The 11983-nt window shown below is 71.8% G+C and carries 12 protein-coding genes; 4 read left to right on the top strand and 8 right to left on the bottom strand.

Going from position 1 to position 11983, the window contains the following annotated elements:
• Nucleotides 1-101 precede the first annotated feature (101 nt).
• Nucleotides 102-806, top strand: a complete 705-nt coding sequence (locus tag AOM01_RS07460; RefSeq protein ID WP_228374248.1) for a YoaK family protein — start codon at nt 102-104, stop codon at nt 804-806.
• A gap of 6 nt (nt 807-812) precedes the next feature.
• Here the strand turns inward: AOM01_RS07460 and AOM01_RS07465 are convergent, their stop codons facing one another.
• Both AOM01_RS07465 and AOM01_RS07470 read right to left on the bottom strand, forming a co-directional pair.
• Nucleotides 813-1406, bottom strand: coding sequence for a gamma carbonic anhydrase family protein (locus AOM01_RS07465; RefSeq protein WP_062291292.1), 594 nt, complete (start codon nt 1404-1406; stop codon nt 813-815).
• Between the two features lie 85 nt (nt 1407-1491).
• Nucleotides 1492-2562 carry an SDR family NAD(P)-dependent oxidoreductase gene (locus AOM01_RS07470; RefSeq protein ID WP_062291295.1) on the bottom strand — a complete coding sequence of 357 codons (1071 nt, stop codon included), beginning with the start codon at nt 2560-2562 and terminating at the stop codon, nt 1492-1494.
• Nucleotides 2563-2767: 205 nt separating this feature from the next.
• Here AOM01_RS07470 and AOM01_RS14690 point away from each other — a divergent pair, with 205 nt between their 5' ends.
• On the top strand, nt 2768-3316 hold the full coding sequence (locus AOM01_RS14690) for a TetR/AcrR family transcriptional regulator (RefSeq protein ID WP_062291298.1): 549 nt from the start codon (nt 2768-2770) through the stop codon (nt 3314-3316).
• Between the two features lie 5 nt (nt 3317-3321).
• Here AOM01_RS14690 and AOM01_RS07480 read toward each other — a convergent pair whose 3' ends face one another.
• The 4 genes from AOM01_RS07480 to AOM01_RS07495 all read right to left on the bottom strand — a co-directional run bounded on the left by AOM01_RS07480 (nt 3322) and on the right by AOM01_RS07495 (nt 7719).
• Nucleotides 3322-4362, bottom strand: a complete 1041-nt coding sequence (locus tag AOM01_RS07480; protein ID WP_062291302.1) for a LacI family DNA-binding transcriptional regulator — start codon at nt 4360-4362, stop codon at nt 3322-3324.
• Between the two features lie 56 nt (nt 4363-4418).
• Nucleotides 4419-5237, bottom strand: a complete 819-nt coding sequence (locus tag AOM01_RS07485; RefSeq protein WP_082110108.1) for a carbohydrate ABC transporter permease — start codon at nt 5235-5237, stop codon at nt 4419-4421.
• Between the two features lie 56 nt (nt 5238-5293).
• Nucleotides 5294-6301 (bottom strand): carbohydrate ABC transporter permease, encoded by a 1008-nt coding sequence (locus AOM01_RS07490; protein ID WP_062291307.1) that lies wholly within the window; start codon nt 6299-6301, stop codon nt 5294-5296.
• 80 nt (nt 6302-6381) lie between these two features.
• Entirely contained in the window at nt 6382-7719 is a 1338-nt protein-coding gene (locus AOM01_RS07495) for an ABC transporter substrate-binding protein (protein WP_439645108.1), read from the bottom strand.
• Between the two features lie 252 nt (nt 7720-7971).
• On the opposite strand from AOM01_RS07495, the gene AOM01_RS07500 reads away from it, so the two are divergent.
• On the top strand, nt 7972-8391 hold the full coding sequence (locus AOM01_RS07500) for a hypothetical protein (protein ID WP_156155887.1): 420 nt from the start codon (nt 7972-7974) through the stop codon (nt 8389-8391).
• Between the two features lie 14 nt (nt 8392-8405).
• Here AOM01_RS07500 and mnmA read toward each other — a convergent pair whose 3' ends face one another.
• Both mnmA and AOM01_RS07510 read right to left on the bottom strand, forming a co-directional pair.
• A complete protein-coding gene (gene mnmA, locus AOM01_RS07505) occupies nt 8406-9482 on the bottom strand; it encodes a tRNA 2-thiouridine(34) synthase MnmA (protein WP_062291315.1) in 1077 nt (358 codons plus the stop codon).
• A 77-nt stretch (nt 9483-9559) separates the two neighbouring features.
• Complete coding sequence (locus AOM01_RS07510) at nt 9560-10342, bottom strand: IclR family transcriptional regulator (protein WP_062291318.1); 783 nt, start codon at nt 10340-10342, stop codon at nt 9560-9562.
• 77 nt (nt 10343-10419) lie between these two features.
• Here AOM01_RS07510 and hutH point away from each other — a divergent pair, with 77 nt between their 5' ends.
• Complete coding sequence (gene hutH, locus AOM01_RS07515) at nt 10420-11979, top strand: histidine ammonia-lyase (RefSeq protein ID WP_062291321.1); 1560 nt, start codon at nt 10420-10422, stop codon at nt 11977-11979.
• The last annotated feature ends 4 nt before the right edge of the window (nt 11980-11983 follow it).

Here is an 11983-nt window from a genome sequence, read left to right on the forward strand (position 1 = left end):
GTGGGTCCCCCACGGCGTGCCCTAGTCTTGGGCCGAGACTACAGCCGCCCCGGGGCGTGGCCTCGGAGCCTGACCGGGGCCCCACCCGTTCCGGAGGTCCCGTGCTCGACCGCATGCGTCGCAACCCCGCCAGCTCCCACCTGGGCTTCATGCTCGCGCTGACGTTCTCGACGGGCATCATCGACGCCGTCGGCTACCTGGGCCTCGACCGCGTCTTCACCGGCAACATGACGGGCAACGTGGTGATCCTCGGCATGGGTCTCGCGGGCGACACCGGGCTGCCGGTCGTGGGTCCGCTCATCGCGCTCGCCGGCTTCATGGGCGGCGCGGCCGTGGGCGGGCGCGTGCTGCGCGGCGCGGCGGACGGGTGGACCCCGCGCCACTCGGTGCTGTTCGGCGCGGTCGGCCTGGTGATCACGCTCGCGGCCGTCCCCGCCTCCGTGGTCGGCGAGCCGGGCGAGGCGCTGCAGTACGCGATCACGCTCGCGCTCGGCGCGGCGATGGGCTGCCAGGCGGCCGCCGCGCGGCACATCGCCGTCAAGGACGTCACCACCGTGGTGGTGACGTCGACCATCACGGGACTCGCGTCGGACTCGGTGCTGGGCAAGGGCGGTGGCCAGCCGTGGAAGCGGCGTGCCGGCGCGATCGTGCTGATCGGGCTTGGCGCGCTGGTCGGGGCGCTGCTGCTCAAGCTCCACATCGGCGCGGGCATGGCGCTGTCCGCGATCATCACGCTGACCGTCGCATGGCTGGGGCACGTGTCCCACCCGAGCCGTCTCGCACGCCTCCCCTACGACCAGGACTGACCCGCGTCAGCCGATGATCTCGTCGTCGGCGTGCGCGCCGTAGAACTCGCTCTGGCGACGCAGCAGCTCGCGCATGGTGGTGCTGCGGTCGACCCCGTACACGGTGCCGGGGAAGTCGAGCTGCTGCTGGATCGCCCACACCTCCTCGTGACGGTCCGGCGGGAGCGTGCTCGCCGGGTTGCCTGCGGCGATCCAGCCGATCGGCACCATCGCGCCCTCCGGCAGGTGGGTGTTGACCTGCACCACGCCGCGGATCCGTACCTCGCACCCGTGCGCGAGCACGGCTCCGGGGAACAGCGCGGCGCCGGTGGCGATGAAGCACTCGTCGCCCACCACCGCACCGTTGACGTGGACGTGCGGCCCGAGCACCACGGCATCGCCGATCCTCACGTCGTGGCCCGCGCGGGCCTTCACCAGCGCGTTCTCCATCACGACCGTGTCCTCGCCCACCACGATCCGGCCGTCCTCCGCGGTGAGCACCGCGCCGTGCAGCACCCGCACCCCCGGTCCGAGCACCACGTCGCCGCATACCACCGCGGTGGGCGCGACCGTCGCGGTCGGGTCGATGCGGGGCGACTTCCCTCGATGCGTGACGATCATGCACCCCATCGTAGGAAGGGCCTCCGGAACGCACGAGGGTCCCGGGGCGGACACCCCGGGACCCTCGTGACGCGTCGCGGCGCGATCAGACGGCGGACCAGCCGCCGTCCGACGGCATGATCACGCCGTTGAGGTTGACGCCGTCGTCGGACAGCAGGAAGCAGATCGACGCCGCCAACTGGTCGGGTGTGACCGGCGTGGGCAGCACGGTCATCGCCGCCATGATGCGCTCCTGCGCGAGCTCGTCGTCGAAACGCGCCTCGATGTTGGTGATCACCGGCCCGGGCGCGACCGCGTTGACGCGGATCCCGCTGGGCCCGTAGATGAACGCCGTCGACTTGGTCAGGCCGACCACCGCGTGCTTCGACGCGGTGTATGCGACGCCCGCGGCCGATCCGCGCAGGCCCGCCTCGGATGCCACGTTGACGATCGAGCCCTGTCCGGCCTCGAGCATCCGGGTGATGACGGCGCGCGACAGGCGCATCACGCCCTCGACGTTGACCGCGAACACCCGGGACCAGATCTCGTCCGTCACCGCCGCGATGCCGGACATGTTGTCCATGATCCCGGCGATGTTCGCCAGGGCGTCGATGCGATCGCCGGCGGCGTCGAGCACCCGGTCGATGTCCTCGGCCTTCGTGACGTCCGCCGTCACCACGGTGATGTCGAGGCCGTCGTGCTCGGCCGCGAACTCCGCGAGACGCCCCTCCGAGATGTCGAGGGCGATCACGCGGCCCCCCTCGCGCGCGACGCGCGACGCGGTCGCACGCCCGATGCCGGAGCCCGCGCCGGTCACCACCACGGTCTTGCCGGTGAAGCGGCCCTCGGTGATCTTCTCGACCCACTCGGGGGCCTCCACCGGTGCGGGCGACGGGGACCCGGCCGGCGCATCGTCCACCGGCGACGCCGCCGGCGCGGGTGCCGCGCCGCCGGCCATGCGACGCTCGGTCTCGGCGATCATGCCGTCGAGCATCTCCTGCGGGAAGCGGCCACCGCTGATCTTGATGAGCTTGTTCATGGAGAACCGCTTGACGGGAGCGAGCGAGCGCTCGTTCTGGCCGCCCTGGGCGAGCATCTCGCGCATCACGTCGCCTGCGACGGGGTGAGCGAGCCAGTCGGCGACCTTGGAGTCACCTGTGGGGACAGGGGTGGACATGGGGGTTCCTTTCCTCAGGGGCGGTTCACGCGCGCGCGGGCGGCGGGGCCGGGGCGGCGGTGGTCCGGGGTAGCGGGCGGCCGGGACGGAGGGACGATGCGGGCGTCAGCGGCCCGTGAACGCTCGCTTGCGCCGCATCCATGTGTCGCTCCTCGGCTCGCACCGGACAACAGTGTCCGGTTGCCTCAGCCTATACATTCTGTCCATGGCGACCAAGTCGAATCGCGGACCGGGTGCCGCGGCCGAGAACCGCGCGGCGCTCGTGGCGGCGGCGCGCGAGGTGTTCGCCGAGCAGGGCGTCGAGGGCCCCATCTCGGCGGTGGCGCGGCGCGCGGGCGTCGGTCAGGCGAGCCTGTACCGCCACTTCCCCTCGCGGGAGTCCCTCGCGTTCGCGGTGTTCGACGAGAACCTGGCGGAGATCGAGGCGCTCTCCGCGCGGCCGGGCACCACGCTGCGCGACCTGATCCACCTGGTCACGCGCCAGCTCGAGGGCAACGCCGCCGTCATCACCTACTTCGCGCGCGAGGAGGACCCGGCGCTGCGCACCCTCGAGGACCGCGTCGCGGCGACCCTCGCGCCGAAGGTCGCCACGGCGCACGAGGACGGCACCCTGGCGCCCGCGACCACGGTCGAGGACGTGGTCCTCGCGATCGGCATGATCGCCGCGCTGGTCGCGCGCGTGCCCGCGGACACGCGCCATGCGCGCGTCGAGGCGGCATGGGCGCTGCTCACGCGCGGGCTCGGCCCGGCCTGACGGCCCTACGCGGACGCGCGCACCACCAGCTCGGTCGGCAGGATCAGCTCGCGCGGCACGGTGGTCTCCCCCGCGAGCAGCCTGATCAGCATGTCGGCCATCTGCCAGCCCATCTCCCTCATCGGCTGGCGCACGGTGGTGAGCGGCACCCCCGTCGCGAGGGCTGCGGCGCTGTCGTCGAAGCCGACGATCGCGACGTCATCCGGGATCGCGATGCCACGGTCGCGCAGCACCGGCACCGCGCCGGAGGCCATGAGGTCGGAGGCGACGAACACGCCGTCCACCTGGTGGCGCGAGTCGAGGATCTCTCTCATCGCGGCCGCCCCGCCGAGCATGGTGAAGTCGCCGTCGACCACCGGCCCGGCCTCGACGCCGGCCGCGTCGAGCGCGCGGCGCCAGCCCTCGAGACGGTCGAGCGAGCCGCGCATGTTGAGCGGGCCCGCGATCGTGGCGATGCGGCGGCAGCCGCGCTCGATCAGGTGACGCGTCGCGGTCTCGGCGCCTGTCACGTTGTCGACGTCCACCACGTACGCGTCGAGTCCGGGGACCGCCGAGCGGCCACCGAAGACCACGGGCAGCGTCTCGGTGATGCGCTTGAGGAACCGGTCCGACGTGTGGTGCGACACCACGAGCGCGCCGTCCACGGCGCCGCCGCCGAGGTAGCGCATGGTCTTCCCCGACGGGTCGTTGTTCGCGACCATGAGGTTGAGCACGTAGTCGCTGTCCTCGAGCCGGGCGTCGATGCCCGCCACGATGTCCGCGAAGAACAGGTCGCCGAAGAAACGCGTGACGTCCTCGGGCGCGACCAGGGCGATCGCCTGCGACTGGTGGCTGGCGAGCGATCGCGCGGCGCGGTTGGGGACGTAGCCGAGCTCCTCGACGGCGCGGCGCACCGCCTCCGCGATGGGCGTCGACACCGACGTCGAGCCGTTCACCACGCGCGACACGGTCGCGCGCGAGACACCTGCACGCGCGGCGACGAGCTCGAGCGTGGGTGCCGGGTGCCGCCCCGGGGCGGTCACGCTGGGATCCTCATCGACGGGCATGGGACCATCCTTGCGGAGAGGGGCCCATGCCCGCCAACGGCGCGCGGCATCGCCGCTTAGCCCTTCACCGCCCCCGCCATGATGCCGGAGACCAGCTGCCGTCCGGCGAACATGAACAGGAGCAGCAGCGGCACCGTTGCCAGCAGCACACCCGCAAGCACGAGCGAGTAGTCGACGAAGTAGTTCGCCTGGAGGATCGACAGCGACACCGGGAGCGTCGGGTTCTGCGAGTCGAGCACGATGTACGGCCACATGAAGTTGTTCCAGCTGGTCACGAAGGTGAACAGGAACAGCATCGCGGCGGCCGGGCGCGCGGCCGGGAGGCCCACGTGCCAGAACGTGCGGATCATCGAGCAGCCGTCGACGCGCGCCGCCTCGATGAGCTCGGTCGGCAGCGACTGCGAGATGTACTGCGTCATCCAGAACACGCCGAACGCCGTGACGAGGCCGGGGATGATGACCGCACCGATCGAGCCGGTCCAGCCGAAGCGCTGCATGAGGATGTACAGCGGCACGATCCCGAGCTGCACGGGGACCGCCATGGTCGCGACCACCGCGACGAGCAGCGGGCCGGAGCCCTTGAAGCGGAGCTTCGCGAACGCGTAGCCGGCGAGCGTCGACAGCACCACGGTCGAGACGGCCATGGTGGTGGAGACGATGATCGAGTTGCTCAGCGCCTTCCAGAAGTTGACCGCCGGGTTGTTGATCACCGTGGCCGCGTTGGCGAGGAAGTTGCCGCCGGGGAACCACGACATGTGGGGGTCGTTGATGGTGAAGCGGTCGCCGGAGGCGATGAGGAACGACCAGTAGAACGGGAAGATCGACGCGATGAGGAACACCGCGAGCGATGCGTAGACGAACCAGCCGGGTCGCATGGTGGAGACGGCGGCGGCCCCCGTCTTCTTGCGGGTGAGGGGGTTGGTGATGGTGGTCACTTCTTCACCTTCTTGACCTTCTTCGCCTTCGCGGCGGTGTCGCCCGCGATGAAGCGCTGCGTCACCACGAAGTTGAGCAGGCCGAAGGCGACGATGATGATGAACAGGATCCACGCGACCGCGGCGGCACGGCCGAAGTCGAAGTCGACCCAGCCCATGTTGTAGAGGTACAGCGTGATGGTCTCCCACTGATGGTTCGAGCCACCCTGGCCGTTCGTGTCGTACATGCGCGGCTCGTCGAAGATCTGCAGGCCGCCGATGGTCGACGTGATGATGACGAAGATCATGGTGGGGCGGATCTGCGGGAGCGTGACGGAGAAGAACCGTCGCAGCGTGCCGGCGCCGTCGATCGCGGCGGCCTCGTAGAGGTCGCGCGGGATGGCCTGCATGGCCGCGAGGAGGATGAGGGCGTTGTAGCCCGTCCAGCGGAAGTTGACCATGGTCGCGATCGCGAAGTGGCTCGGGACGACGTCCACGTGCCACGCGATCGGCGCGATGCCCAGGTCGCCCAGCACGCCGTTGATGAGGCCGTACTTGTCGCCGAACATGTTGGAGAAGATAAGCGCGACCGCGACGGGCGCGACCACGTAGGGCAGCAGCACGCCCATCCGCCAGAACGTCTTGGCACGGATGTTCTTGTCCAGCATCGCGGCGATGAAGGTGGCGATGATGATCTGCGGCACCGAGGACAGCACGAAGATCGAGAACGTGTTGCGCAGCGACAGCCAGAACTCGCGGTCCTGCAGCACGAAGGCGAAGTTGTCGAAGCCGGTCATGGTGCCGGTGTTGCGCACCAGGTCCCAGTCCTGGAAGGAGATGAACGCCGTGTACACGATCGGGAACAGTCCGACGATGGCGAACACGATCCAGAAGGGGGCGATGTAGAGGTACGGCGAGAGCTTGACGTCCCAGCGCCCGAGGCGCTGACGCCATGTGAGAGGGGCGCGCCCGCGCGGCGGCTGGGGGGCGATCGGGGCCTCGGTCTGAGGCTGCGTGGTGGTCATGCGGTGGATCCTCTGGTGATGACGATGCGGGTGACGGGTGCGGGCCGCCCCCGAGGGAGCGGCCCGCACCGTTCAGCGTGTTAGCCGATCGCCTGCACGTCGGCCTCGAACTGGGCCCACGAGTCCGCGGCGTTCATGGTGCCCTCGTCGACGCGGCGCAGCGCGTTGACCATGGCGTCGTTCACCTGGAAGTAGTGCGAACCCTTGTAGGGCGACACCGCGACCGCGGCGGCACGCTCGGCGTAGATCTCACCGGCCGGCGCGTCGTTGAAGAACGCACGGGTGTAGCTCTGCACGGCGTCGGAGGCCGCGGCGTCGGGCGAGCTCGGGAAGGCGCCGACGTTCTCGAACGCCTTGGCCTGCTGCTCGGGGGCCGTGAGCCACGCGGCGAACTCGGTCGCCGCCTCGACGTTGGCACCGGAGGCCGGGACGGTCAGGTACGAGCCGCCCCAGTTGCCGCCGCCGTTCGGGAACGCGTTGGCGATGTCCCAGTTGCCGTCGGGGGCGTTGCCCTCGATGACGCCGAGGAACCACGCGGGGCACAGCGTCACGGCGTAGTCGCCGTTGGCCATGCCGGCCGCCCAGTCGTCGCCCCACTGCTGGAGGCCGGCCGAGAGGCCCGACTCCGACGCGGCGGTGAGCTGGTCGTAGACCGCCTTCACGTCGGGGTTGTCCAGCGCGACGATCTCGTCGGTGGCCGGGTCCTCGTAGGGAGCCTCGAGCTGGCCGATCATGCCCTGCAGCACGGCGGCGTTCTCCTCGTAGAAGCCCTTACCGGTGGCGTCGGTGTACTGCTGGCCGAGGTCGAAGAACTTGCTCCAGTCGCCGTCGATCGCGGAGGCGACCTCGGCCGGGTCGGTCGGGAGGCCGGCGGCCTCAAAGGCGTCGACGTTGTAGCAGATCGCCTCGGGGCCGATGTCGGTGCCGTACGCGATGAGGCGGCCGTCGGCGTCGGTGGCGGCCTGGACCTTCCAGTCGAGCCAGTTGCCGTCGAGCTCCGGGTTGGTGAGGTCCGCGAGCATGTCCGAGTACTGCATGGCCTCGGGCAGCCAGTCGACCTCGATCGCCTCGACGTCAGCGAGGCCACCTGGGCCGAGCTTCGTGAAGAAGTTCTCGCGGGCGGTGTTCGAGGTGTCGGCGACGTTGTAGACGATCGTGACGTTCGGGTGCAGCTCCTCGTACTCCGCGATGAGGTCGTACGCGTAGTCCGCGCCGCCCTCGGACTCGGCCGAGTAGCCGAACTGGTTGAACGTCGCGAGGGTCAGGGTGACGGGCTCGTCGCCGCTGCCGCCGGCCGCGGCCGAGTTCGAGGACTCGGGCTCGCTCGACGAGCCGCAGCCCGCGAGCGCGATGGCAAGGGTCGCGGCTCCCGCGGCGAACCCGAACGTGGTCTTGCGTCGTGAGAGGCTCACGTTCACTCCTTTGTGTGTGTCCGTACTGCTGTGCGGTGACCGTGAGAGCGCTCTCGTTGTGAGAGCGCTCTCTCGCATCGCGATCAACGTATTGCCCACCCCGGGACGCTGTCAAACCGTTTCGACCGCGCGTGACACTTTCGTGGCCGAAACGTTACGAATCGAGAACGGGCGGGTGCGGAGGGACGATGCTCGGGTCACCGGATCGTGACGTCTCGACCCTTGCGAGGGGCCGGCTCGCACGGCCATGATCACCCTGTGAGGACTCTCCTAGCAGGAGTGACGCTGGTAGCGGTCGCGGCGTGCGCGGCGTGCGCGGGGCCCGCGCACCAGGACATCGACGCGCCCGACAGCCCCGTCGCCCGCTACGACTGGGACCCGCGCGACGGCGGGATGGCGGCGTTGCTCGAGGGCGAGCTGCGCCTCGAGGGCGACTGCCTCTACGTGGGCGAGGCCGTCGCGGCCTTCCCCCGATCGCTCGCGACATGGGACTCCCGACCCCAGTACCTGTCCTACGGGGGAGCGACCTACGCCGTCGGGGACACCGTCTCCGCCGGCGGTGGGTTCGTCGACGCGACCACCGCGGAGGACGTGGTGGTCCCGGACGGCTGCGTGCTCAACGAGTGGAACGAGGTCTTCCTGGTCCAGGACGAGGACCTCGAGCCGTACGCCGGCTGACGGGTCGGCCGCCGCTACCGCGCGAGGGTCGCCTGGCCCAGCACGCGGGATCCCTGGTAGATCACCAGCGACTGACCCGCGGCGACCCCGCGCATCGGCTCCTCGAGCGCGACGGTAACCCGCGCATCGTCCCTCCGGACGGTGGCGGGGACGGGCGCGCCGTGCGCGCGGACCTGCACCTCGACCGGCGTCTCGTCCGCGGCGGGGACGTCCGGCGCGAGCCACACGACCTGCTCCCCCATCAAGGTGCGCACGCTCAGCAGCGTCTCCGGGCCGACGGTCACCACGTTGCGCGCGGTGTCGACGCCGGTGACGTAGCGCGGGGCGCCGTCCGCCGCCGGGCGCGGCAGGCGCAGGCCCTTGCGCTGGCCCACGGTGAAGGCGTACGCGCCCTCGTGCCCGCCCACGACCTCGCCGTTCTCGTCCACGATGTCGCCGGGCCGCTCCCCCAGCTCGCGCGCGAGGAAGCCCTTGGTGTCGCCGTCGGCGACGAAGCAGATGTCGTACGAGTCGGGCTTGTTCGACACGCCGAGCCCGCGCGCGACGGCCTCCGCACGGACCTCCGCCTTGGAGGCGACGGTGCCGAGCGGGAACATCGCGCGCGCCAGACGGTCCGCGCCCATCACCGCGAGCACGTAGCTCTGGTCCTTGGCGGCGTCCGCGGCGCGGTGGAGCTCCCTCACGCCGTCCTCGCGCAGGTCGATCCGCGCGTAGTGGCCGGTGCAGACCGCGTCGAAGCCGAGCGCGATGCCGCGCTCGAGCAGGGTGTCGAACTTGATGTGCTCGTTGCAGCGCACGCACGGGTTCGGGGTGCGACCGGCGGCGTACTCCGAGAGGAAGTCGGCGACCACGGTGTCGTGGAACTCGTCGGACAGGTCCCACACGTAGTACGGGATGCCGAGACGGTCGGCCGCACGCGCGGCGTCGTTCGCGTCCTCGAGGCTGCAGCAGCCGCGCGAGCCGTTGCGGTGCTCCGCTCGGCTGCGGGACAGCGCCATGTGCACGCCCACCACGTCGTGGCCCGCGTCCTTCGCGCGCGCGGCCGCGACGGCGGAGTCGACCCCGCCGGACAGGGCGGCGAGCACGCGCATGGGGGACCTCCTGGGATGGGACCCGACAAGTGTACGAGGCCGCCCGGCGCGGGACGATGCGGCGGCCGGGACCGCGGTCAGCGGCGGCCGATGCGCCGCTCGAGCTCCGCCACGTCCCGCGCGACGGCGTGGACGAGGGTCGCCCGCCGGTCCTCGTCGGCGCGGTCGGTCGTGAAGGTCACGGCGATCGCGGCGACCGGCCAACCCGTGTGGTCGCGCACCGCGACGGCGACCGAGGACAGGCCCGGCGTCACATCGCCGTCCTCACGGGCATGGCCACGCGCCCGCGTGTCGCGGATGAGCGCCTTGAGCTCGCGGTACGACCGCGGGGAGCCCTCCGGCGCCGCCGCGAAGGCGGCCCGTCCCGGGAACGTCGCGCGGATCTGGGCGTCGGGCAACGCCCCGAGCATCGCGCGGCCCGTCGCGGTCGCGAGCGCGGGCAGGCGCACGCCCACGTCGGTGACCAGCGTGGGCCGCCGCGGCGCCCGCTCCTCGACCAGGTAGACCACGTCGCGGCCCTCGAGGACCGCCAGGTGCGCGGACTCGCCCACGCGGTCGACGAGCCCGGCGAGCACGGGCGCACCCAGGCGGGTGAGCGGCTGCTGACGCGCGTAGCCCGATCCGAGCTCGTGCGCCGCGACGCCGAGGCCGTACCGGGACTCCTCCGGGAGGTGGACCACGTAGCCGTGGTCGATCATCGCGGCAAGCTGCCGGTACAGCGAGGCGCGCGGGATGCCCAGCGCGGTCGCGAGCGCGCCCGCCGAGACGGGGCCCCGCTGGCGGCCCAGGTGCGTGAGGATCGCGAGCGCCTGGTCGACGGCCGGCGCGGACGGGCGGGGCAGCGCAGAGGTTTCCGACACGTCACCAGTCTCACATATGAGACACGACCCTCACTCTGCGGGCCCCGAGCGCACGGCTCCGGCTCTTTCATGGAGCCATGACCCTCGCCACCCACGTCGCCGCCGTCACTCTCGGCACCGGCGCGCCCACCCCCGCCGAGGTGGTCGCGATCGCACGCGATGACGCCCGCATCGTCCTCGACCCCGCCGCGCTCGACTCCATGGCGGCCAGCCGCGCGGTCATCGAGTCGCTCGCCGCCGACCCGCAGCCGCACTACGGGGTCTCGACCGGATTCGGTGCGCTCGCCACCACGTTCATCGACCGCGACCGCCGCGCGCAGCTCCAGCAGAGCCTGGTCCGCTCCCATGCCGCCGGCACGGGCCCCGAGGTCGAGCGGGAGGTGGTCCGCGCCCTCGCGACGCTGCGCCTGTCGACGCTGCTCACGGGCCGCACCGGCGCCCGCCCTCAGGTCGCGGAGACCTACGCGGCGATGCTCGACGCGGGCATCACCCCGGTGGTGCATGAGTACGGCTCGCTCGGCTGCAGCGGTGATCTGGCGCCGCTGTCCCACGTGGCGCTGGCCGTCATCGGCGAGGGTCCGGTGCGCGACGCGACGGGCACCCTGATGAACGCGGCGGAGGCGCTCGCCGCCGCCGGCATCACGCCGGTCGCGCTCGAGGAGAAGGAGGGCCTGGCCCTCATCAACGGCACGGACGGCATGCTCGGGCAGCTGATCCTCGCGCTCGCCGACCTCGACCGCCTGGTCACCACGGCGGACATCACGGCGGCGATGAGCGTCGAGGCGCTGCTGGGGTCCGACTCCCCGTTCGCGGCCGACCTCCAAGCGCTGCGTCCGCACCCGGGCATCGCCGACGCCGCGGCGAACATGCGCCGCGTCCTGGCAGGCTCGCCGGTCGTCGCCAGCCACCAGGGTCCCGGATGCACGCGCGTCCAGGACGCGTACTCGCTGCGCTGCGCCCCCCAGGTCGCCGGCGCGGTGCGCGACACCATGGCCCACGCGCGACTGGTCGCCTCGCGCGAGCTGGCCGCCGCCGTCGACAACCCGGTGGTCACCCCCGACGGCCGCGTCGAGTCCAACGGGTCGTTCCACGGCGCTCCCGTCGCGTACGTCCTCGACTTCCTCGCCATCGCGGTGGCGGACCTCTCCAGCATGTCCGAACGCCGGATCGACCGCCTGCTCGACCCCGCCCGGAACCACGGGCTGCCGCCGTTCCTCGCGCACGAGGTCGGCGTGGACTCCGGGCTGATGATCGCCCAGTACACGGCCGCGGGCATCGTGTCCGAGCTCAAGCGCCTCGCCGCGCCCGCGTCCGTGGACTCGATCCCGTCCTCGGCGATGCAGGAGGACCACGTGTCGATGGGCTGGCATGCGGCCCGCAAGCTGCGTGCCGCGATCGACGGGTTGGCGCGCGTGCTCGGGATCGAACTGCTCGCCGCCTCGCGCGGCCTCGCGCTGCGCGCGCCGCTCACGCCCGCGGTGGCCACCGGTGCCGCGGCCGCCCTCGTCGCGGAGGTCGCCCGGCCGGGCGCCGACCGCTTCCTCGCCCCCGAGGTGGAGGCCGCCGGCGCGGCCGTCCGCTCGGGCGACGTCGTCCGCGCGGTCGAGGACCGCATCGGCCCGCTCCACCACGCGTAAGGAA

This window comes from Demequina phytophila (assembly GCF_000971135.1).
Classification (GTDB): domain Bacteria; phylum Actinomycetota; class Actinomycetes; order Actinomycetales; family Demequinaceae; genus Demequina; species Demequina phytophila.

Coding starts and splice junctions, on each gene's coding strand:
- AOM01_RS07465 (WP_062291292.1), bottom strand. CDS start 1,406: ATGATCGTCACGCATCGAGGGAAGTCGCCCCGCATCGACCCGACCGCG.
- AOM01_RS07485 (WP_082110108.1), bottom strand. CDS start 5,237: ATGCGACCCGGCTGGTTCGTCTACGCATCGCTCGCGGTGTTCCTCATC.
- mnmA (WP_062291315.1), bottom strand. CDS start 9,482: ATGCGCGTGCTCGCCGCCCTGTCCGGCGGGGTCGACTCCGCCGTCGCG.
- AOM01_RS07470 (WP_062291295.1), bottom strand. CDS start 2,562: ATGTCCACCCCTGTCCCCACAGGTGACTCCAAGGTCGCCGACTGGCTC.
- AOM01_RS07480 (WP_062291302.1), bottom strand. CDS start 4,362: ATGCCCGTCGATGAGGATCCCAGCGTGACCGCCCCGGGGCGGCACCCG.
- hutH (WP_062291321.1), top strand. CDS start 10,420: ATGACCCTCGCCACCCACGTCGCCGCCGTCACTCTCGGCACCGGCGCG.
- AOM01_RS14690 (WP_062291298.1), top strand. CDS start 2,768: ATGGCGACCAAGTCGAATCGCGGACCGGGTGCCGCGGCCGAGAACCGC.
- AOM01_RS07490 (WP_062291307.1), bottom strand. CDS start 6,301: ATGACCACCACGCAGCCTCAGACCGAGGCCCCGATCGCCCCCCAGCCG.